The organism is Lacticaseibacillus rhamnosus (genome assembly GCF_900636965.1).
In the GTDB taxonomy this organism is placed as follows: Bacteria; Bacillota; Bacilli; order Lactobacillales; family Lactobacillaceae; genus Lacticaseibacillus; species Lacticaseibacillus rhamnosus.
This window is the reverse complement of sequence record NZ_LR134331.1, coordinates 1,774,139-1,796,271: the sequence shown is the minus strand read 5'-3', so window position 1 is coordinate 1,796,271 and position 22,133 is coordinate 1,774,139. Positions and strand designations below refer to the sequence as shown.

At 46.0% G+C, this 22,133-nt stretch carries 21 protein-coding genes and 1 tRNA gene; 13 read left to right on the top strand and 9 right to left on the bottom strand.

Going from position 1 to position 22,133, the window contains the following annotated elements; all coding sequences use genetic code 11:
* Positions 1 to 322 precede the first annotated feature (322 nt).
* Both EL173_RS09165 and EL173_RS09160 read left to right on the top strand, forming a co-directional pair.
* On the top strand, positions 323 to 1,093 hold the full coding sequence (locus EL173_RS09165; RefSeq protein ID WP_005689833.1) for an ABC transporter ATP-binding protein: 771 nt from the start codon (positions 323 to 325) through the stop codon (positions 1,091 to 1,093).
* Positions 1,077 to 3,152: an ABC transporter permease gene (locus EL173_RS09160; RefSeq protein WP_126298226.1), complete on the top strand. Its 2,076-nt coding sequence runs from the start codon at positions 1,077 to 1,079 to the stop codon at positions 3,150 to 3,152. The genes EL173_RS09165 and EL173_RS09160 overlap by 17 nt, the downstream gene beginning before the upstream one ends.
* A gap of 173 nt (positions 3,153 to 3,325) precedes the next feature.
* Here EL173_RS09160 and EL173_RS09155 read toward each other — a convergent pair whose 3' ends face one another.
* Complete coding sequence (locus EL173_RS09155) at positions 3,326 to 3,829, bottom strand: hypothetical protein (protein ID WP_005685455.1); 504 nt, start codon at positions 3,827 to 3,829, stop codon at positions 3,326 to 3,328.
* A gap of 68 nt (positions 3,830 to 3,897) precedes the next feature.
* Between EL173_RS09155 and EL173_RS09150 the strand changes: the two genes are divergently transcribed.
* The 3 genes from EL173_RS09150 (at position 3,898) to EL173_RS09140 (ending at position 6,249) form a co-directional block, all read left to right on the top strand.
* Entirely contained in the window at positions 3,898 to 4,635 is a 738-nt protein-coding gene (locus EL173_RS09150; protein ID WP_005689829.1) for an MBL fold metallo-hydrolase, read from the top strand.
* A gap of 250 nt (positions 4,636 to 4,885) precedes the next feature.
* The gene (spxA, locus tag EL173_RS09145; RefSeq protein WP_005685459.1) at positions 4,886 to 5,284 is read left to right on the top strand and encodes a transcriptional regulator SpxA; all 399 of its coding nucleotides are present in this window, start codon (positions 4,886 to 4,888) and stop codon (positions 5,282 to 5,284) included.
* Positions 5,285 to 5,565: 281 nt separating this feature from the next.
* Positions 5,566 to 6,249 carry an adaptor protein MecA gene (locus EL173_RS09140; protein WP_005685460.1) on the top strand — a complete coding sequence of 228 codons (684 nt, stop codon included), beginning with the start codon at positions 5,566 to 5,568 and terminating at the stop codon, positions 6,247 to 6,249.
* 83 nt (positions 6,250 to 6,332) lie between these two features.
* Here EL173_RS09140 and EL173_RS09135 read toward each other — a convergent pair whose 3' ends face one another.
* From EL173_RS09135 to EL173_RS09120, 4 genes are all read right to left on the bottom strand, one after another.
* Entirely contained in the window at positions 6,333 to 8,150 is a 1,818-nt protein-coding gene (locus EL173_RS09135) for a glycerophosphoryl diester phosphodiesterase membrane domain-containing protein (RefSeq protein WP_005689824.1), read from the bottom strand.
* Positions 8,147 to 9,088, bottom strand: a complete 942-nt coding sequence (locus EL173_RS09130; RefSeq protein ID WP_005685462.1) for a dihydroorotate oxidase — start codon at positions 9,086 to 9,088, stop codon at positions 8,147 to 8,149. The genes EL173_RS09135 and EL173_RS09130 overlap by 4 nt, the downstream gene beginning before the upstream one ends.
* Positions 9,089 to 9,253: 165 nt before the next feature.
* A complete protein-coding gene (locus tag EL173_RS09125; RefSeq protein WP_005689820.1) occupies positions 9,254 to 9,436 on the bottom strand; it encodes a hypothetical protein in 183 nt (60 codons plus the stop codon).
* Between the two features lie 12 nt (positions 9,437 to 9,448).
* On the bottom strand, positions 9,449 to 9,835 hold the full coding sequence (locus EL173_RS09120; protein WP_005689817.1) for a hypothetical protein: 387 nt from the start codon (positions 9,833 to 9,835) through the stop codon (positions 9,449 to 9,451).
* Positions 9,836 to 10,002: 167 nt separating this feature from the next.
* Between EL173_RS09120 and EL173_RS09115 the strand changes: the two genes are divergently transcribed.
* The 3 genes from EL173_RS09115 (at position 10,003) to EL173_RS09105 (ending at position 12,644) form a co-directional block, all read left to right on the top strand.
* Positions 10,003 to 10,073: transfer RNA gene (locus EL173_RS09115), tRNA-Gly, on the top strand.
* 217 nt (positions 10,074 to 10,290) lie between these two features.
* Entirely contained in the window at positions 10,291 to 11,973 is a 1,683-nt protein-coding gene (argS, locus tag EL173_RS09110) for an arginine--tRNA ligase (protein ID WP_005689815.1), read from the top strand.
* Positions 11,974 to 12,188: 215 nt separating this feature from the next.
* Positions 12,189 to 12,644: an arginine repressor gene (locus tag EL173_RS09105; RefSeq protein WP_005689813.1), complete on the top strand. Its 456-nt coding sequence runs from the start codon at positions 12,189 to 12,191 to the stop codon at positions 12,642 to 12,644.
* 127 nt (positions 12,645 to 12,771) lie between these two features.
* On the opposite strand, the gene EL173_RS09100 is transcribed toward EL173_RS09105, so the two are convergent.
* Complete coding sequence (locus tag EL173_RS09100; RefSeq protein ID WP_014571397.1) at positions 12,772 to 13,608, bottom strand: RluA family pseudouridine synthase; 837 nt, start codon at positions 13,606 to 13,608, stop codon at positions 12,772 to 12,774.
* 111 nt (positions 13,609 to 13,719) lie between these two features.
* On the opposite strand from EL173_RS09100, the gene EL173_RS09095 reads away from it, so the two are divergent.
* The 3 genes from EL173_RS09095 to EL173_RS09085 all read left to right on the top strand — a co-directional run bounded on the left by EL173_RS09095 (position 13,720) and on the right by EL173_RS09085 (position 17,413).
* A complete protein-coding gene (locus EL173_RS09095) occupies positions 13,720 to 15,762 on the top strand; it encodes a PBP1A family penicillin-binding protein (RefSeq protein WP_005685469.1) in 2,043 nt (680 codons plus the stop codon).
* Between the two features lie 21 nt (positions 15,763 to 15,783).
* Positions 15,784 to 16,131 carry a YlbF family regulator gene (locus EL173_RS09090; RefSeq protein ID WP_005685470.1) on the top strand — a complete coding sequence of 116 codons (348 nt, stop codon included), beginning with the start codon at positions 15,784 to 15,786 and terminating at the stop codon, positions 16,129 to 16,131.
* Positions 16,132 to 16,444: 313 nt separating this feature from the next.
* Entirely contained in the window at positions 16,445 to 17,413 is a 969-nt protein-coding gene (locus EL173_RS09085) for a 3'-5' exoribonuclease YhaM family protein (protein WP_014571396.1), read from the top strand.
* Positions 17,414 to 17,887: 474 nt separating this feature from the next.
* On the opposite strand, the gene EL173_RS09075 is transcribed toward EL173_RS09085, so the two are convergent.
* From EL173_RS09075 to EL173_RS09065, 3 genes are all read right to left on the bottom strand, one after another.
* The gene (locus tag EL173_RS09075) at positions 17,888 to 18,790 is read right to left on the bottom strand and encodes a peptidylprolyl isomerase (RefSeq protein WP_005689802.1); all 903 of its coding nucleotides are present in this window, start codon (positions 18,788 to 18,790) and stop codon (positions 17,888 to 17,890) included.
* A gap of 147 nt (positions 18,791 to 18,937) precedes the next feature.
* A complete protein-coding gene (locus EL173_RS09070; protein ID WP_005687820.1) occupies positions 18,938 to 19,297 on the bottom strand; it encodes a YtxH domain-containing protein in 360 nt (119 codons plus the stop codon).
* Between the two features lie 2 nt (positions 19,298 to 19,299).
* Positions 19,300 to 19,728 (bottom strand): HIT family protein, encoded by a 429-nt coding sequence (locus EL173_RS09065; RefSeq protein WP_005689800.1) that lies wholly within the window; start codon positions 19,726 to 19,728, stop codon positions 19,300 to 19,302.
* Positions 19,729 to 19,825: 97 nt separating this feature from the next.
* Between EL173_RS09065 and EL173_RS09060 the strand changes: the two genes are divergently transcribed.
* Positions 19,826 to 20,557, top strand: a complete 732-nt coding sequence (locus EL173_RS09060) for an ABC transporter ATP-binding protein (RefSeq protein ID WP_005689798.1) — start codon at positions 19,826 to 19,828, stop codon at positions 20,555 to 20,557.
* Positions 20,554 to 21,768 carry an ABC transporter permease gene (locus EL173_RS09055; RefSeq protein WP_005689796.1) on the top strand — a complete coding sequence of 405 codons (1,215 nt, stop codon included), beginning with the start codon at positions 20,554 to 20,556 and terminating at the stop codon, positions 21,766 to 21,768. Before EL173_RS09060 ends, EL173_RS09055 begins: the two co-directional genes overlap by 4 nt.
* The last annotated feature ends 365 nt before the right edge of the window (positions 21,769 to 22,133 follow it).

Below are 22,133 nucleotides of genomic sequence, written 5' to 3'. Positions count from 1 at the left end.
CTTACACGCAGACTTCTGCGCCGGGGAGCGCGTTATGGACGTAAGTTAGAACATAAGTGGCCTTGGCCATTGCGCCCAAGGTCCTTACACGCAGACTTCTGCGCCGGGGAGCGCGTTATGGGCGTAAGACAGAACATAAGTGGCCTTGGCTATTGCGCCCAAGGTCCTTACACGCAGATCCCTGCGCCGGCGAGCGTATTATGGTGAAACGTTATCGAAACTTTTTCTGATGTCTTTAATCCTTCCCGTTTAGAACATTTGAAGGTCGCACTGGCATGTTGAATGTGGCGGTTTTTGGTATGATGATGACGGAGGTAAGCCCATGGCAATTTTGGAAGTATCTAATTTAAGTAAGATTTTCGGCCAGCGCCACGATCGGGTTCGGGCCTTAAACGATCTTAGCTTTCAGGTTAAGGCAGGTGAGTTTATTGGCATCATGGGTCCTAGTGGTGCGGGAAAATCAACCCTTTTGAACATTTTGGCAACTATTGAAACGCCAAGTACGGGGAAGGTTAGGATTGCCGGCCATGATCTAGAGGCGCTTAATGAACGGCAGCAAGCTAAGTTTCGCCGTGATCACCTTGGTTTTGTTTTTCAAGACTTTAATTTACTAGATGATATGACGGTTGCCCAAAATGTCTTATTACCACTGACGTTGCAACATCATGTGCAGCCTGACCGGGCCGAACGGTTACAAATGGTGTCAAAACACCTTAATCTGGATGCTTTGTTGAACGCTTTTCCGGGTGAGCTTAGTATGGGGCAGCGGCAACGGGTAGCAGCAGCGCGTGCCGTGATTACACAACCCAGTCTGTTGCTAGCCGATGAGCCGACTGGCAGCCTTGATTCGCTGGCAGCAACAGAATTTTTGCGTTATTTACGCCAGTTGAATCAGCAAGAGAAAACGACTATTTTAATGGTCACGCATGATCCATTTACGGCTAGTTTTGCGAGCCGGATTATTTTTATTAAAGATGGTGCCTTTTTTGCCGAAGTAACCCGTGGCAAGTCGCGAGAACAATTTTTTGATCGCATCATTGATATGGAAGCGACCGTTAGTGGGGGAGGCCATTCACGTGTGGGAACAGATTAAAACGAATCTGATTCGGCATCGGCACGAGGACGGCCTACAGATACTGATTGCTGCCTTGATTAGTGCGATTATGTACGCGATCGGTGCAGTTGCCAATAATCGGTTAATTTTAAGTGATGCCAGTAAGCGACTTGGTAGCTTGGATATTGTGCCGAGCCTGTTGATGATTGTCATGATGGTGTTGGCACTTTTTTCAATCAGTTTCCTGCTTTATTTGAATAGTCTGTTAATTGGCCGGCGTGATCAGGAAATTGGCTTATACCGTCTTTTAGGATTATCAGGCGCCAAACTTGGGCTGATTGTCTTTCTTGAAAGTGTGATGATCGGCATAGTGGGCCTGTTTGTCGGGGCTTTGCTTGGCTTGATTTTATCGCCATTGCTAGGGATGGTGTTGATCCGGTTAATGGCATTGCACACACCCATCGGCTTTATGTTTTCTTTGTCCGCATTAATGGACGTCTTGACGTTGATGGGAGTTGTTTATCTTTTAGTCGGTGCGATCAATGCGATTTATGTTCGCAGTCCGTTACGCCAGTTTATTCGCCAGCAAGATGTCCCGGCACCACCAAAACCGCAAACCCGCTGGCGCTTCTGGGTCGGTATTTTTGGCTTTTTGTTGTTGGTCGGCAGTTTGTTGACGATGTTGCGTTTGCTTCCAATTGGCGGTCGCTTGATGCGCATACTCTCCTGGCTTCCGGGACCGATTGTGTTACCACTCTTTTTATTGTTGGTGATCGGCGCCTTATTGCTCGGGTTGTTTTTGGTTTTTGCTTATTTCCTGCCGGGACTGGTAGCCTGGTATCAAAAACGGCACGAGATGCAAACCCATAATGCGAGCGGTATTTCCCGACATCTGATTATTAAGCGCCTGCAGGGGAATGCTCATTCGTTGTGGTTAACCACGTTGCTGTGTGCGATCACCATTACCATGCTAGGTAGTTCAGTCATGCTTTTTCAATATAATCAGGATTTGGTTTTACGTGAGATTCCGACAACCATAGTCGCATCAGGTGTCGGTGTTGATAATGTGACCGATATTTTGAAACAGGCAAAAGTCAAACCGAAGCAGGCGATGACGATTCCTTCAAAGCTGGTTTATGCTGAAATTCGTCTCCGTAATCAGATTGGTGAAGTGCGTAAACAGCCGGGGGTCTATAATGTGGTTGCGTTACGTGATTACCAGCGCGCGGCTAAGATTCAACGGGAATTAGGACCGATTCGGTTGCATTCACAAGAGGCTAAGTTGATGCTTCCGACCAGAAGCGGCTTTCGGCCAGTTGGCGCCAGACGTAATCCGAACCGCGCCATTATCCTGCCTGGCAGTGATACATCGTTACGTCTGACGCAGACGACCAATCTTTTTCCAACCGGAAGCAATAATTATTTTGACCGTGGTCTGTTGGTGACCAATCGAACCTTTGATATGTTGAATGGAACGCCGGATCGCTTGTATATGGCTAAATTGCCAAAAACAAAAGCTGCCAAACGCGCACTTACCTTGCTGCAGCATTTGGGCAACAGTAAGAATCTGGAAGAGTTTGTTAATATTGGCATACAACAGCGTGAAGGCGATGATTTAACGGTGACGGATCGAGCGAGCACCAACATGGTATATTGGCGCAACCCCATTGGTCTTCAGGCGGCCGAGCAGAATTTCGTCAGTACCTTATATGGGTTCTTACTATTTTTGATCTTATTGCTTAGCGGTGTATTCGTCGTGGCAACCGGAAGCATCTTGTTGTTGAATCAAGTGATCGCGGTGCGGCAGGAAATTCGCCATTTTCAGATTCTGAAACAGTTAGGGATGGATCCTCATCAGATTCGGGTCACGCTTTATCGCCAGGCTGCAGTTATTTTTGCTGTTCCGCTCATCTGCGGTATTCTGATCGCCTTATGTGTCATTAGTGTGATGACCAATTATCTTGATAATCCACCCTCGCGCTATTTAGGCGTCATGATTGGCATTTACGCAGCATTTGATTGGCTCTTTTACGAAGCAACCGTTCATGTGATGGTTCGCATGATCGATTTACCGATTGGGCGGTGGCGAACTGAATGAATTTCTGGCATGGAAAAACACCAGCATGTTTGAATCGCCAAAACCCAGTCTGTAAAGCCGGACGCTGAATCTTGGTGGCAAACTTCTGGTGTCGAGTAGCTTGGTGCGGGTTTAAATTTTTCATTCCATCAAACGCAGCAACCGCTACGAAAATGATTTGGCGGTTGACACTGTCACTTTTTGTGCGGGTCGATCACGGTATAACCGGCCTCATGAAAACCATTGGCAGAGGCAGCACGGCGAATGAATTCCTTGACTGATGCGAGTGCCGGCGTATTCTTGAATTCGTAATAGTCATTGCTCGTTTGCCAGACTGACATCACCAGGAAATTGTCCGGATGTTTGGCTTCCTGCGCTAGTAAAATATGATTTTCGCCCAACAAAATATCATGATTATCGATCAGTTGTTTAATTTTGGATAAGAAGACTTTGACGTCATCCGTATCAAGGTTAAAGTACATGAAATGCACATAGCCGCTTTGCTCGGTTTTCCCTAGGCTAGCTAAAATTTCATAGCGTAGGGGAGCACTGAATGTGGCTTGACCGCTGGGATCGAAAATCATATAGTCTAGACCGCTTTGTGCTGGTTTCAAGAGTTTTAGTTGCGGATCATGGCGTTCATCAAGCAATTTAGTCAGAAAAGACTTGCTGCCGAAAACCGTTTGTATTGTGGACATAACGACCACCTCCACTTTTATTATAAACTTCTTGGCGGCATTTCACTTTGAAAGGGAGGAAAAACTAAATGAAATTAACAGTTTTAGGTTATCTCGGCGGCTATCCGGATGCCGGACATGCAACGAGTACTTATTTAATTGAAAGTGGCGACTATCACTTACTGATGGATTTAGGTAGTGGCGGTTTGCTGGCATTGGAAAAGGTTTTTGACCCATTGCAATTGGACGCGGTTTTGTTGACGCACTATCATCATGATCATACGGCGGATGTCGGCGTTTTGCAGTACTTCTATCAACTGCGCAAGGGGAACAAAAAAGTGTCGCCATTGCCAATTTACGGGCACACAAAGGATCCTTTGAACTTTGGGAGCTTAACGTTTGGTTCGTTTACGCAAGGGATCGGTTATACCGGAGACAGCACCTTACATTTAGGGCCGCTTACGTTAACCTTCCTGGAGACACAGCATCCGGTCCCGGCGTTTGCGGTACGGATTAAAGAAGAAGGCACCAACAAAGTACTTGTGAATACGAGTGATACGCGCTATTTTTCTGGATTGGTTCCCTTTGCTAAGCACGCTGACCTGTTGATGGCAGATACCAATTTCCTTGCCGATCAACCAGCGCCACGATGGCATTTGACCGCTCCAGAAGCCGGAACGTTAGCAAAAGAAGCGCAGGTGAAGCGTTTACTCTTAACGCATTTGCCCCAACAGCTAGATCTTGTCACTTTGAAGGATCAGGCACAAGCAGTAGCGGGTGGTATACCAATTGACGTTGCCGGGGATGACTTGACAATTAATGTCTGATAGTGATGATAACTGATCGTTTAAAATGAGAGGAAAATGTTAAAAATTTAGTTATTATAACTTGGGGTATTTATTACAATTAAACTTATAAAGACGTTGATAGATCGCGCAATATCAAGACTTTGAACGCAGAATTTTCATCATTTGGAAAATTATTTTTCTAAATGTGATTGCGCCGCTTTGAGGCAATCTCGTATACTATACCTGTAGTTGAGAAAGATACCTCGTCAAAGAAAAGGAGCGAGCGCTCATGGTTATTTTATATACATCCCCAAGTTGCACATCTTGTCGGAAGGCGCGCGCCTGGTTAAAGGAAAATAAGATTCCATTCCAAGAACGAAATATTTTTTCTGATCCATTGAATGTTGATGAAATCAAACGGTTATTGATGATGACCGAAGAAGGAACTGAAGAAATTATTTCAACACGTTCAAAGATCTTCCAGGAGCTCGGCGTTAATATTGATGAACTGTCAACGGGTACTCTGATTAAGTTAGTGGCGAAATATCCAGGTCTGTTACGGCGACCGATCATGATGGATGACAAACGCCTTCAGGTTGGCTATAACGAGGATGAAATCCGCCGCTTCTTGCCACGATCTGTTCGGACTTTGGAATTGCAACAGGCGCAATTATTGGCTGGATTTTAATGATTAAATTACTGACATTTTTACAAACACTTGCTTGATGAGCGCTTTTGTTGCTCAAGTGGGGAAGGAAAAAAGAACTGCCTTGGCACAATGGATCGCCGAGGCAGTTCTTTTTGCGTACAAAATGAGTGCGATTTTAAGATTTCAAAGCTTGCGACTTGATCATAACAGGTACGTGCGGTAGAATGCCGTGAAGTACGAAATCTGCTATAATGTAGTAAGTGGTCATGTGATGAACCACAAAAGTCAGGGTTCCGTGACTAAAGTGAGGTGCAGCAATCATGGAAATGGAACGGATTAACGCAAATACGATCCGGGTCATGTTAGGCAACGATGATCTAGCGCAGCGGGGAATTACCGTGCTGGATTTGCTTGGTAATCACAAGCAGATTGAAAGCTTCTTCTATAGTATCCTCGATGAAGTCGATAAAGATCATACGTTTGCGACAAACGAGGCCGTGACGTTTCAAGTCATGCCAAGTCAGTCCGGACTCGAGTTGTTGATCAGTAAGAACGGACAAAAGAATGATGATAGCGACACCGGTTCTGATGGTGATAGTGCGGATACCCAGGTACCGGATTATATTCGCCAGCAGCTGCAGGGGTTAGATGCCAACGATCAACATGATCAGCAAGCTGTTGACGAAGGCGGTTATATTGATGCTGCCAAAGCACCACAAACCGAATTAGTCTTAAAATTAAAGGATTTTGAAGATTTCATCAGCCTTGCTCAGACGCTTCGCTTGGAAGGCGGTAAGAGTGATCTTTATCGTTACAAGCAAAACTACTACCTTGTTTTGACTTTCTATCCAAACGAAATTTCATCTAATGAAGCGCACGATGAAATGGCAGTCGCACTGGAATTTGGTGATCGGTCACCGTTGTCATCTGCGGTTTTGTCGGAGTACGGCAAACGATTGATGGAAACCAGCGCATTAGAAACAGCGCGGTATTACTTTAAGTAAAGATGGTTTAAAAAACCCGCTCAAATGAGTGGGTTTTTTCGTGTTCTTAAACTTAGCATCTCTAAAAACATGACGCGAATCATTTAAAACGGACTATTATCCCCAGAGGAGAAACTGGTCATGTAATTCAGCAGCTGATCGGCATAACTAGGGTGATCGTTCATCTGACGTAAGGTCGTCTTAAGTGTTGCCAGTTGGTCAGTGATGATCCCATCTGCATCCATAAACGTCATTTTCTGCATATCATCGCTATCGTTGACGGTCCATGCATAAATCGCCTGATGCCGTGCATGGGCTTGATCAGTCACGGTCGTTGAAAGGGTGGTTGATTCTAACGTATAACCGCTTGCTGGCGTTGCAGGGAAAACCAGTGTATATGGCAGAATAAAGAACGTCTTGAGTGTCGGGACCTTCTTACGCAGAGTGGTGACCACATGATAGTCGAGCGAATGAACTTGATCATGATCTGCCAATAAGCGTTGCGCATATCGCTGGATAAAATGATCCATCATTTCTGGGCTGTCATAGGGGGTTGTTTTGATTTCAACCAATAATTTCTGATGGACTGCTTCAGCGGCGGCCAGATAGTCATCGAAACTAGCGACTTTGGCGGCGTGCCCATTTTCACGCGCGGTTAGCTGTGTTAGTTCAGCCAAAGTTAAATCATGCGGCCGAGCATTACGTCCGGTTAATGCGCTTAGATTTTCATCGTGCATCACAACAAATTGGTGATCTTTGGTTTCGTGCAAATCCATTTCGACATAATCGGGTTTTTCCTTAGCAGTGGCTTCCAACGCCGGGATCGTATTCTGCACGCCATTTTCGTTGTCAACTCCGCGATGTGAGATGGTTAATGGCTGGGTCGTTAAGGCTCCGGTTAGATAAGCGTGGTAAAAAGCACTGGTGCTAGCGACAACCAGCAAAATTAGCGCTAAAGCACTGAGACGAAAAAGTACCGTCCGCCGCCGTTTCGACACTGGCGCATCAATCGTTTGCACGGAAATGAGTTGAAAAGTTTCTGCTTGGGCGGTTGCTAATTGATACAGCATGACAGTAAAGAAAACCGTGATCAGCAAAAGTGTGACCTGCAATAAACCAAGATTAATGGTTGCACCTAATAATGACCACTGCTGCCATTGCTGGTCTAGGTATGTCTGAAACCCATATAATCCAAGGATCAGCAACACCGTCAGCACCATCACCGGAATGACAATGAGGATGATTGAAAAGAGTGTTCGCCAAGCCTGACCGCGTGTTGCTTGCCAGCTGCGAACAACCGTTGCTGCGGGATGCTCATCACCAAGGATTAAAGCTGGTAAAAGTGGTAATAGGCGCACAGCCAACCAGGTGCCAATTAGATATAACAAAACAACCAGAATTGCAAAATACCAGCGGTCCAAAATGAAATCAATGATGAAATCGGGAATCGTCAATTTGGCCAATAAACTGGTTTTAAACACGATACTCGAGAATGGAAAAACCAAAACAAAATAGGCAATCAAAATCATAATGGTTGTGGGCGTCAAGCGGCGGGTCTTTTTGATCGTTGCTAAAGCCAGCTGGCGAAAATTTAAATGCGTCTGCCGGTGAATGTTTTGAATGCCGAGAATTAGAAACGCAAACTGCCAATAGACGAACAGCAGTAATAGCAAGCCAATTAGCAAGAGTAAGACGGCGGTACCTGGCTTTTCCACGATAATCGTGCCTAAGTTGGTTAAAGTGATGTAGGGAACATTTCCTAGACGCAGGATTTGTTGCGCACTAAAAGTCAGCAGCGGGATAATTGCCAGCCCGACTGCGAGATTGGTTACGCTGATTAGTAGAAAGTAGGCGCCCCAGTGATGGGCAAAGTCTTTGGTGTTTCGGGTAAACAAAGACCAGACTTTGATTTTTTTCTTCATGATAAGGTTTTGAGTTGTCCTTTGAAGTCACTAATTTGAGTGTAGCCTTTTGTCTGCATAACCGCCGCTAGCTCTCGTTTGAGGCGGGTGAACACCGCTGGCCCTTCTTCTTGTAAGAGGGTACCGACTTGAACCAGACTAGCTCCGGCAAGGATTAAGTCATAAGCATCGCGGCCATTGGTGATGCCGCCGGTGCCGATGATCTGAATTTGCGGGTTAAGTCGTTGGGCAAAAGCGCGAACGTTGGCAAGGGCGATTGGCTTAGCATAAGCACCGCCGACACCACCGAAACCGCCTTTTGGTTTGATTAAAACAGTATCGGTTTCTGGATCGATCATCAAACCATTACCCAGACTATTGATGGAGTTGACAAATTTCAACGGGAACTGATTTAAAATAGCTGCCATTTGGTCAAACTGAGCCAAATCGAAATACGGCGGCAACTTGACCCCGGCTGGCTTAGTGAAGAAGCTAAACAGGTTAGTCAAAACTTCTTGCGTACGGTCAAAATCATAACCGGTTTGCGGCTTACCTGGCACATTGGGGCAACTAAGATTAAATTCAACCAGACCGTTAAAATCCGAATCTTCAATCGTGTGTGCCATCGCCAGATTTTCTTCCATCGACAAACCGGCAACTGAAATGAAAATGGGCTGATCAGGGTGCGCTTTTTGAAAATTCAAGGCGTAGTTGAGGTAGTAATCCAAGCCTTCGTTAGGTAAGCCCATGGAATTGATTGAGCCTAGTTCCAGACGGGCATAGCGTGGACTCGGGTTACCTAGCCGCTTTGCTTGGGTTGCACTTTTGGTAACCAAGGTGCCGGCATCGCTTTGCACCAGTTCGTCTAATTCTTGTTCGGTGTAACAGCGAACGCCGCTTGCATTCATAAATACATTATCAAATTTAAAGCCATCAATACTTGTACGCAGATCAGTCATAAATTCGCCCACTCCTTCAATATTTGCTGTTCCCATTTAAGCATAGAAAAGCCTCAGAAACCAGTCACTCACCCCGGCGTAACCAAAAAAGCGCCCTTAAACTTCTGTTCGTGAAGTTTAAAGGAACGTTTTGAGTTATATGCAAATTCATGATCAGGCGGCATGCTAGGTGAAGGCATTAAGGATTAACGCCGCCAACGCAATGCCACCGCTAATTAGTGTCAAACGCCGCATTTTTTCTGGATGATGATGACTGAGCATTAAAATGAGCCAGCCTAATAAACCAATCAGAGTCAGAACACTCGCACCAATGAAAATAATCAAAAGTCCAATTCGAATAACTTGCATGCTAATGTCTGCCTACAAAGCCAAATTGTCATTGGGGGTCACGAGACCGGCAAGTTTAGCCGCTTTTTGACGAATGTCGGCGGGTGGCGTTTGCGGAAGCGTAAAGTGCGTTTCCATTTTATGGGGATCGAAGTCTGGTGTCACGCTAACCAAAGAGTAGAAAACGTTGCTTGCCACGGTGTCGGGAATATCAGAGAGTGTGTAAGCGCGGATTTCAGCTTCTTGCTTTGGCAGATGGCTTAGGAAATCGGCCAGAACGCGATATGAATAATAAACAGTTTCCTCATACGTTGTCCCGACCGCCTCAGCATTAGGAATATTAGGAAAACTAATGTGATAACCAGTTTTGGTTTTCTCGTTGCGCGCCACAAAATAATAGTGGCATCCCGTCTTTGCCATCTCAACCACTCCTCTTCTTTCTTTTTATTATAACACGGTGAGAAAGATTAACAACAAAATTACCCGTACTCATTTTTAAGATGTTTTCTCATTAAAATCATAGAAAAAAGTACCGCTTGAGTCTTTGCAAACCTGCTTCGCCGTGATACACTTATATGCGTTGATTTGCGGTCGTAGTTTAGTGGTAAAACTCCAGCTTCCCAAGCTGGTGTCGCGAGTTCGATTCTCGTCGACCGCTGTATAGATCCGGTGAGAAAGAGGAATTCAGGTCATTTGACGTTTAAAAGTGAGATCGGCTAGTGCAAACGATCACGTCTAACCTGTTGGCGCGCTTTTGAGGATCAGTGTTTTGAGTGGACTCATGTCAAGCAGAGTGGTACCGCGGGTGTAGGCTCGTCTCTTCGTAAAGGGAGAGATGGGTCTTTTTTCGTGGCATCATGATTTAGGAGGAAATTATGGATTTCAAAGAACTTGTTGTTAAAGCGCTTGTTCCGGTTTTGGATGGTCAGCTGGATGAGGCGGGCATCACCGCGTTAGTTGAAACACCCAAGTCATCTGATTTAGGCGATTTTGCCTTTCCAACGTTTTCATTGGCAAAGATCTTGCATCAGGCGCCGAAGATGATTGCCAGTGATTTGGTTGCAAAGATTGACGCGTCCCCGTTTGAGCAGGTTAAAGCAGTGGGCGGGTATGTTAACTTTTATCTAGACAAGATCAGTTTTGCCCATGAAGTTTTAAAAGCAATTGCCCAATCCGGCGAGCATTTTGGCGATGCTAAGCTTGGTGAAGGCAATGTGCCGATTGATATGAGCAGCCCTAATATCGCTAAGCCAATGTCAATGGGGCATTTGCGGTCGACGGTTATTGGGAATGCACTTGCTAATATCTTGCAGAAGGTCGGTTACTCGCCGATTAAAATTAACCATTTAGGTGACTGGGGAACCCAATTTGGCAAGCTGATTGTTGCCTATAAAAAATGGGGATCGGAAGCCGATGTTAAGGCTGATCCGATTAAAAACCTGTTGCAGTATTACGTTAAGTTCCATGAAGTGGCTGAAACCGATCCCGAGTTGGAAGATGAAGCGCGGGCATGGTTTAAGCGATTGGAAGATGGCGACAAAGAGGCAATCACGCTATGGCGGTGGTTCCGGACGGTTTCACTGGCGGAGTTTAACCGAATCTATAAAATTCTTGGCGTTGATTTTGATTCATATAATGGCGAGGCGTTTTACAACGACAAGATGGATAGTGTGGTTAAAACCCTGGAAGATAAGCATTTGCTAAAAACCAGTCAAGGTGCCGAGATTGTAGACTTAAGTAAATACAACCTCAATCCGGCGCTGATCAAAAAATCAGACGGCGCCACCCTTTATATGACCCGTGATCTAGCAGCAGCCATTTTCCGGAAAGAACATTATCATTTTGTGCAGAGCCTCTATGTCGTTGGTAACGAGCAGCGCGAACATTTCCAACAGTTAAAAGCAGTCTTGCTGGAAATGGGTTACGAGTGGGCCAATGATATACACCACATTCCATTCGGCTTGATTACAGCCAATGGTAAAAAGTTGTCAACCCGCCGCGGTAACATCATTTTGCTTGAAAAAGTCTTAAAAGATGCAGTGGGACTTGCCCAGCAGCAAATTGATGAGAAACATCCGGACTTACCGAATGCAGAAAAAGTTGCCCATGAAGTTGGTGTCGGGGCGGTTATTTTCCATGATTTGAAGAATGAACGGCTGGATAACTTTGACTTTAACCTAGAGGAAGTCGTTCGTTTTGAAGGCGAAACTGGTCCGTACGTTCAATACACCAACGCCCGGGCACACAGCATCTTGCGCAAGGCCAACATTGCACCGGCGCCGGAAGTAGCCTTGAGTGATCCGGCTGCGTGGGATGTTTTACGGGCTTTGGGTGATTATCCAAGTATCGTGGTGCGGGCGGCTAAAGAGTATGAGCCTTCAGTGATTGCAAAATACGCATTAAGGCTGGCTAAGGCATTCAACAAATATTATGCCAACGTCAAGGTGTTGGTTGAAGACAGTGAACTGCCGGCTCGGTTGGCAATGGTCTCCGCGACGACTCAAGTCTTGGAGAATGCCCTGCACTTGCTAGGAGTGGCGGCACCTGAAGAAATGTAATCACTTGTGTGGATGAATTGAGTCTTGTTTCATGACGCGGTCGACCCGGCAGAGACTTCTAACCGCGCCGGGTCGCGCTCATATTAACGCGCTCCCCGGCGCAGAAGTCTGCGTGTAAGGACCACGAACGCAATGGCCAAGAGCGGGCCATCACGTTCGAGGCCGCTTACACTCCGACTTCTGAGCGCGCCGGGTCGCGCTTAGGAGGTTGTTGAATGAATAAGAGTGAACGCCAAGCTGCATTGGCATGGATTATTAATCAAAAACCGATCGCAACGCAAGAGGAGCTTTTGGCGGCATTGAAGGCGGCTGGTATTGATGCCACCCAGGCGACAATTTCGCGTGATATTCGGGAAATGCAAATTGTTAAAGCCCAAGATGCCAAAGGAACTCTGCGCTATACGATTTTTCGCGGGTCAGAGGAGTCACAGCTTGAACGGCTGGGGCGCTCGATTCGGGAAGTCGGCTTGACGATCACTCGGGTTCAATTCCTGAATGTCATCAAGACGCTGCCAAGTAATGGTAATTTGTTGGCGGCCATTATCGATGATATCGATTTTGATCAAGTTGTAGGGACCATCGCCGGCCATGATACGATTGTCGTTATTAGCCCTGATGAAAAACAGGCAAAATGGTTTGAAGAGGCTTATCGTCATGCTTTTGATCGGTGAGTTGAGGTAAGTTGTGGTTTAAAAGAGCTCCCATAATGGTTAGCTAAAAACGCTAGCGATTATGGGAGCTTTTCAGGTTCTAACTGACATGATGGGTTGAGGATTCAAAGAGCGCTGATCGTATAGCTTATTGACGAAACGGGCTTGGACTGGTGACCGTTAGAGGCTCAATCGTCAGCGGCCGGATCAGACGTACGCGAAACGCATGTAACTGCATCCGAGTGGCTGTTTCCGTGGCTGCATATAAAGGATCGCCAATGATGGGGAAGCCGATACTGGCTAGATGAACCCGAATCTGATGGGTGCGTCCGGTTTCTAGATTAAGTTCAATCGTGGCAGTATCCGCGGTTTCGGCAATTCGATGATAGTGCGTGACAGCAAAGGCACCATCAGCGCGAATCATCCGCTTACGTTTATCGTCAGGATCGTGACCAATAGGAGCTTGAATCGTTCCTTTTTCCGGAATCCCGCTCGGAACCACGGCGAGATAATCACGGTGCATGGTTTTCGTTGTTAGTTGCCGATTAATGATGGCTTGTGCTAACGGATTTTTGGCAATGACTAATAGGCCGCTGGTTGCCATATCAAGTCGGTGGGTGATAAGCGCTGGAAAAGGAGCCAAATAAGCAGCAGCCTGATTCATTAAGGTGCCGGTTTCGCCAGGTTGATTTGGGTGGGTTTTCATGCCGGCGGGTTTGTCCACGATCAATAAGTCGTCATCCTCATAACGGGTGTTAAGATGCGGCGTTTCCGGGACATAGGTTCGATGGACAAGCTCATCATAAGTCAGCGAGATAAGGTCACCATTTTTAACGGGCTCGTTAAAATGGCGGTAGTGGCCGTTGACCTGGATGGTTTGTGCCACGCGCATCTGATGTTGGCGTTTCCGGGGGATTAGCCAGTCTTGAAGTTGATCCCGGAGGCTGGCGTGATTCTGGGCAATGGCGGATGTTTGAAATAACAAGAGGACTCCTCGATTCGTTTGGTCATAAAGTTTGCTTAAAAACAGCCGGTCGAGACTTGGCTGACAACGGCCTATGCTACAATAAATAAGATTCATAATAGGAGGAAGGACATGCAGGTTCTATCACGTGTCTGGCAGAGCATTCGGTGGTTCTTCCGCCGATTTCAGGTCATTCGCTGGCTCATTTTACTTGGGTTGACGGTCATCCTGATCTTCTCTGCCTGGTTCACTTATAAAGCAAAAACCGCTGATGTTCAAAATATCAAGAGCACCTTACAGACCAAAACAGTTATTTACGATGCTAACAATGAAGAAGCGGGGACATTGTACGGTCAAAAAGGGACGTATGTTGAACTCAGTGCGATTAGTCCGCAAGTCCAAAATGCGGTTATTTCAACCGAAGACCGGACGTTTTACTCGAATGGCGGCTTTTCCATTAAAGGAATTTTGCGGTCGGCGTTGAACTATGTTATCCATCATGGTCAAATTATGGGTGGTGGGAGCACCATCACGCAACAATTAGCCAAAAATACGTTACTGACGCAAAAGCAGACCATGCTGCGTAAGGCACAAGAGCTATTCATGGCGATTCAACTGAATAAAGTTTACTCCAAGCAGGATATTCTCGCGATGTATCTCAACAATGCCTATTTTGGTAATGGGGTTTGGGGCGTTCAGGATGCTGCAAAACGTTATTTCGGCAAGAATGCGAGTCAACTGGATGCCAGTGAAGGTGCTATTTTAGCAGGGATGTTACGTAACCCGAGTTATTATAATCCGGCTGATCATAAAGACAACGCGATTTCGCGACGTAATGTGGTTTTGCAGCTAATGGTGGATAACCACAAATTGACTCAGGCGCAGGCAAATGCAGCTAAAGCGCAATCGGTTCAGGTGGTGGATGCTTTTTCAAACGCCAACGCACAGAAATATCCATCTTACTTTGATTCGGTCATCGAAGAAGCGCGCAGTGAGGGGATTAGCGTTGATGATATTCTGAATAAAGGCTATAAGATCTACACCAATCTGGATCAAACCTATCAGCAGAATCTGCAAACCAGTTTTGAACAGGACTGGGCTTTTCCGGCTAATGCAGCAGATGGTAAACAGGTTCAAGGCGCATCAATTATTCTGGATCCCAAGACTGGCGGCGTGCGCGCAGTTGTCGGCAACCGGGGCGAACATACCTTCCTAGGGTTTAATTACGCGACTCAGCTGCGTAATTCGCCGGGATCGACTATCAAGCCGCTGATGGTGTACACACCAGCGTTAGAAAACGGGTATCACTACGACTCGATTCTGAAAGACGAAAAGCTTAGCTACGGCAAAAATAATTATACCCCGACAAACGCGACCGGCACATACCTTGGCACCGTTCCGATGTATCAAGCACTGGCGGATTCGATCAATGCCCCTGCTGTTTGGTTACTCAACAAACTCGGGGTACAAAAAGGCGTTGCCAGCCTTGATCGTTTTGGCATTCAGCTCAAATCGAGTGATCAGAATCTAGCCGCAGCCCTTGGCGGTTTAAAAAACGGGGTTTCACCGTTGATGCTGGCGCGGGCATACGCGGCGTTTGCTAACGATGGCAAGCTGCCGACCACGCACTTTATTCGGAAAATCGTTGATGCGAGCGGCGAAACGGTGGTTGATAATTCCCATCCGGCAACGCGTCAGATCATGTCCAAAAAAGTCGCTCAGGAAATGACCAGTATGATGATCGGTACGTTTAACGAAGGCACCGGGAAAACGGCTAAACCGTCTGGCTATACAATTGCTGGTAAAACTGGCAGTACCGAGGTTCCTAGCAGTTGGGGTTATGGCACCAAGGATCAGTGGGTAGTTGGTTATACGCCGGATATTGTGAATGCAACTTGGATTGGTTATCCGACAACGGATAGCCAGCACTTTTTGCAAGGTACCAGCACATCCGGTGTGGCCCCGTTGTTCAAGCTTGAAATGTCGAAGCTGATGCCCAATACACCTCAAACTGCCTTTGACACCAAGGATGCCGCCCAAATGGCCAGCATCCAAACACCGGGAAAAAGTGATGACACTTGGCAAGGAATTCAAGATAGTATCGATAAAGGTATAGACAGTGCCAAGGAAACTGTGGGAAAATGGTATGATAATATTAAGAGCTGGTTCAAATAGGCTCAAAAAGTGAGGTAAAGCATGGCAAACGTTTACGACACCGCAAATCAAATGGCGGCAGATATCAAGACAACTCAGGAATTCCAAGATCTTAAGAAGGCATTTGATCTTTTGAAATTGGACACCGTTGCATATGGCTTGTTCCAGCAGTTCCAACAAAAGCAATATGAGATGCAACAAAAGTCAATGCAGGGACAGGATTTTACCGATGAAGAAGTGAAATCACTGCAGGCACTTGGCGACAAGATGCGTGATATTCAACCGATCCAGAACTTGATGGCTAAAGAACAAGGCCTTTCCCAGATGATGGACGAATTGAATAAGATCATCTCCCAACCAATTATTGACGTTTATCAAAGCAAGCCATAAGTTATTGGCTCACTTAAACAACATACCAACTTGGGTTAGCGAAGTGGCATGTCGATAAAGATCAAGTAAAATCGGTTCTGAGAAGACATAGCTCGTTTTATTTTAGACGGCTTGTCTTTTTGGAACCGATTTTTTATGCGATGGAATCCGATAAAAGCCACGTGCAAGCGGCTCGAAGTGGTGGAGGAATTGAAAACGAAGAATCGTGTCTGTGTTCATGCTGCCATGTGCCTGAACGATCCCTTCCTTGTACTTTCCAACTGACATCGGTATGATTTAATTAGCTTGAATAGTAAAGGAAAAGGTGACGACCGTGGCAAAACGGCTTTTTGATTACCATAATGAAGAAGATGTGCGACTTCCTGTATTAATTAAATCAGCGGAAGTCCGGGTAGCAAAAAATGGCAAGAAATTTATTGCCATGATTTTTCAAGACAATTCCGGCCATATTTCGGGTAAATTCTGGGATGCAACCGAAAATGATATTGCCCAGTTCAAAGCCGGTGAAGTGGTGCAGCTGTCAGGAAAGCGGGAATTGTATCAAGGCAACCCGCAGATCAAGATTTACTCAATGCGCTTGGCAACTCAAGAAGAAGGAAATGATCCGCGTACCTTCGTTGAACGCGCACCAGAAGCGCCCAATGCCATGGAAGAAGAGCTAAACAGTTTCATTTTTGAAATTACTAATGCCAATTGGAATCGAATCGTCCGAAAACTGATTCAAGATCATAAAAAAGCGTTCTTCAGTTATCCAGCTGCCAAGTCGAATCATCATGCCTTTGCCGGTGGGCTTGCTTTTCATACCCTGAGTATTCTGCGCTTGGCTAAAAATGTGGTTGCCCAGTATTCAAGTTTGAACAAGACCTTGCTTTATGCGGGTGCGATTTTACATGACTTGGGCAAGACGATTGAATTAAGTGGTCCGATTTCAACTGAATATACGGTACCCGGGAATCTGATTGGGCATATTGTCCTGATTGATGAACAAATTGTGTTGGCAGCCCATCAACTAAAGATCGATATTAATAGTGAGGATATGCTATTGCTGCGGCATGTTGTATTAGCGCACCATGGTTTATTGGAATATGGCTCGCCGGTGCGGCCGCAACTACTTGAGGCCCAGGTGTTGCACGATTTGGACGAAATGGATGCCTCAATCAACATGATGACGACTGCCTACCAACATGTCGATCCAGGCACCTTTACTGAACGACTCTTTGGCATGGACAATCGGCGTTTCTACCGGCCAACAAATGGTCAAACATATCCGGATCCGCATTAAGAGCTAAAGACAAACTGCTTGTGATTAGAAAGCCGTCGTCAAACTTAAATCATGGTTTTACCGGAACAAAAAAAGGAACTGGGACATAATTCTATCTCAGGATGTGATACTTACTAAAGTCCGAATACTTTAATAGAACGGGTCATTAAAACAGTTCCGGGCCGTGCCAAACTACGCAATCTCCGGCCAGATGGGGCTGGAACGCTGTGACGGCGCTTGGAGCCTGCAAGCCCGGCAGTCTCCAAGTCGCCTAACAACATCAGCGACAAAAACCGGTCGCTGTGTTGTTTCCACGGCTGAGCCCCATCTGGCCTACGATTGCTCCGCCTTGGCACTAAAGTCCTTAAAGTCTATTTACACTAATGTAAGGAATCTAAAAAGCGAACCATTTCTCGATTTTAGCGAGAAACGATTCGCTTTTATTTTGAAGCTGTGAATTATGGCTCAGCCTCTTTGCATGACTCAATTTCTTACTTATTTGCTAGTTGAAGAACTTGAGCTGGTGCTGAGGTAGCTTGAAAGCACATCTTTAAGATCATTGTCCTTGATCGAAACGTTGGCTTTTTTAAGTACCTTGGTAATAATACCGTTCATAACGGTTGAATCACTTTGCCATGAGGTGTAGATCTGCTTTTCAAGATCCTTCTTGTGTTCCTTCATCGTACCTTTTTTGGCAATGGAGATAACACGGATGACGTGGTAACCGTATTGCGTCTTAACCGGTGTTGTGGTAATGTCGCCAGCCTTCTTGAGTTTGAAAGCAGCTGATTTGAAAGTGGAATCCAAGCTGGTGTCCGTGTTGTCAAAGGCAGCTAACTTACCACCTTTATTCTTGGTTCCGGTATCAATTGAGTTCTTCTTAGCTAGAGATTCGAAGTTCTTTTCGGTTGGATCTTTTTGATAATCTGAAATGATCTGTTTAGCTTCATCTTCGGTCTTAACTAAAATATGCTGAACCTGAATCTTTGGCTGATACTTCTTCCACTGACTTTCAATTTGCTTGGTCGTCGGTTTTTTCATATCCTTGAGGGCAACTTCAGAGTAAAGTGTTGTCCGAATTTGATCCTTGAAGCTTGATTCGGTGTAGCCGTTTTGTTCCAAAGTTGAATCAAATGAAGAGCCGTATTGCTTCTTTAGCTTGTTGAACTGGCTGTTAACCTTTTTATCCGATACCTTATTCGGATATTGTTGTTCTAAAGCCTTTAAGACGATCATGTTACGCAATGTTGCCTGACCGGTTGTGGTCTTTTTCATGGCGTCATAGTACTCGTCTTTGGTGACCTTGGCGCCTTTCATATTTGCAACCGTGCTGCTGGAACAGCCTGCTAGGGTCACTGCTACGAACAAGCCAACGACACCGAGAATCCATTTTTTCATGTAATCACACATCCTAATCTAAAAAGTTTCGGTTAACACTGCCGTCTACTATACCATAACTTACGGCCGTACGCGGATCTTCACATAACTTTCAAGAATCCGTCACGGCTTGTATAAAGGCAACGGTAGTTATTTTCAATGTTTTGGTTAAGGTTTGGTCGGATGCGCAGATTGATTTTCTTCAAGTCCGGTGATCGCATCATTGATATTGTCCACATGTTCTTTGATGGCTTCCGTGCGCGGTGCGGTTTCAAATTCGAATGTCTCAACGCTGGCCGTAATATCTTTCATTGCCGGTTTAAGGGTTTGGTCGACTTCGGCAGATAGTTGCGTTAACGCCGCGCTGACTTGATTGATACTTTGGCGAACCTGACCGACACCGGTAGCGATGCCGTTAAAATAAGCAGCGATCGCTTGTTGCCGTTGTCGTCCGGTTTTTTTGGCGGTCAATAAGCCATAAATCGTACCCGTAAGAGCACCTAACAAGAGCCCATCCCGAAATTTCATACTTAAGCCTCCAGTTGGGTGCGGATTTTGGCGGCCACTTCTTCAAGCTTACTGGTGTCATATTGAGCACTGTGATCGCCAAAATGCATCCCGAAATCGTCTTGATTGCTGTAACGGGGGATTAAATGAATGTGTGAATGGAAGACGCTTTGATAAGCCACTTTGCCATTGTTGTTTAAAATGTTCATCCCTTTAATCGCCGGATTACTGGCTTTAATCGCACGCGCAATTTTTGGAACGCGTTCAAAAACCGCAGCTGCCAGCTCAGTGTCATAGGCAAAAATGTCCGGCACATGTTTTTTAGGAACAATCAGCGTATGGCCCGGGGTGACCTGAGTGATGTCCAGGAATGCCTTGACCACATCGTCTTCATAGACCGCAACGTTTGGAATCTCATTGCGAACAATTTTACAAAAAATGCAATCGTTCATGCTCTTACCTCATTTCTCCTTGTGCTTTTGTTAATAGGAACCTTGATTTCATGCTATCATATCCCTAACTGAAATTATACAGATTGGAACTGGTAAGATGACTTTAAAAATTGAAGGATTAACAGGCGGCTACGGGAATCTAACCGTTTTGCGCGACGTCAGTTTTACAGTACCATCCGGCAAAATTGTGGGCTTAATTGGCCTGAATGGCGCCGGAAAATCGACCACTATCAAACATATTATCGGACTGTTGACGCCACAGGCAGGCACGATTGACTTAGACGGGACAACATTGAAGCAAAATCCCACTGATTTTCGGGCCAACCTTGCCTATGTTCCGGAAACGCCGGTACTTTATCCGGAATTAACGTTACGGGAACATCTTGAAATGACCATCATGGCTTACGATCTTGATGCCAAAGCGGCTTGGGAGGCTGCGGATCGGATGCTTAAAAAATTTCGCTTAGATAACAAGCTAGATTGGTTTCCGGCTAAGTTTTCTAAGGGGATGCAGCAAAAAGTCATGATTGTAGCGGCGTTCATGACCCATGCCAAGTTATTTATTATTGATGAACCGTTTACCGGTCTTGATCCATTGGCAATTCACGACTTGTTAAATTTGGTTACCGAAAAAAAACAGGAGGGGGCGTCGATTCTTATGTCGACGCACATCTTGGCAACTGCCCAGCAATATGCTGACGAGTTTGTTTTGATCAAAGCAGGAAAAGTGCGTGCCACTGGTGATATGGCATCATTAAAGCAACAATTTGACTTAAAAGATGGCAGTCTGGATGACATTTATATGAAGATGACGGAGGAAGAAGCATGATTGACTTGTGGCGTGCGCGCCTCCGCCAACATGTGCAGGCACAACAAAAATATTTACGCCTTGTATTTAATGATCACTTTGTCTTGATTTTACTGATTTTATTCGGCGGTGCGCTTTATGTGTATAGCCAAATTGTCAAAACCTTACAGCCTTCCTGGTGGTTAGCTTTATGCTTGGCAATTATTTTCACTGGCTTACTTAGCTTCGGTCAGCTGGCGACCCTTGCAGAAGCACCGGATCAAATTTTTTTGTTGCCAAAAGCGGAGGCGTTTCGGCAATATTTATTAAAAAGCCGCCATTATAGCTTGCTGCTGCCAGGCGTTTTGCTGACCTTTGCCAGTCTTGCTATGTGGCCGTTGTTTGCGCAGCTGGGTAAAGACCCGGCCAGTGCGACGGTTACCTTACTAATGGCAGTTTGGCTGTTTAAGGATCTTGACTTGTGGTTACAGTTACTAAAACGCTATCAATTACCGACCCAGTGGCATCATCAACGGTTACTGTTGTTGGCAATTGCCGGGGCCGCGTTTTTTGCCGGGTTTTATTTGCATCCGGCAGTGACCCTTTTGGTTGCATTGATTCTGGATCTTGTTTTCAGATGGCAATTGCGAACCATTTTGGACCAAGGACGGTTGAATTTCATGGCCTTGATCAAACTAGAAGATGATCGAATGGGTCGGGTATATCGGTTCTATAACTTATTTACCGATGTACCAGGATTAGCCAATAGTGTGCATCGGCGCCGTTATTTGGATGGATTCTTAAAATTAGTCAAACCACGCCAAGCAACAACATGGCTCTCATTGTATCTACGCGGCTTTTTACGTGGCGGTGAGTATCTCGGCTTATATCTTCGCCTGCTGGTGATCGGTGCTGTCATTGTGGCGGTGCTGTCGCCATGGTGGCTGGCTTTGGGTTTTGCTATCTTGTTTCTTTACATGGTCGGCTTCCAGCTGTTACCTTTTTATTATCAGTATGATGAGATTGTCTTTACCCATCTGTATCCGGTCGCGCCTGACCAAAAACCGGCTGCATTTGAGCGGTTGTTGACGGTGTTGCTTTTAATCGAAGTGGCGACGTTCACCTTAGTGACACTGTTGCGGCTTCAATGGCTGGCAGCAGGGGCTATTTTCATTTGCGGCGTGGTTTTTGTCTGGGGCTTTACACGGTGGTATGCACGAATGCGACTTAAGCAGCATCATGTGGTGGTATAGGGGCGAGTGGTTTTTGGATGGCTCTCTTGTTTAAGTGCGCTGGCTCGCGCCTGTCATCACGCGCTCGCCAGCTCAGGAATCGGAGTGTAAGGGCGTTGGTCGCAAGTCCGCCTTTACGCCCATAACGCGTTCACCGGCGCAGAAGTCTGCGTGTAAGGACCTTGAACGCGATGGCCAAGCCCGGGCCCATCACGCCCAAGGCCACTTATGTTCCGGTTTCTAACCGGGCTGGCTCGCACTCTCTTTCTATAACGCGCTCCCCGGCGCAGGAATCTGCGTGTAAGGACCTTGAACGCAATGGCCAAAGCCCGGCCATCACGCTCAAGGCCACTTACATTCCGATTCCTAAGCGCGCCGGCTCGCGC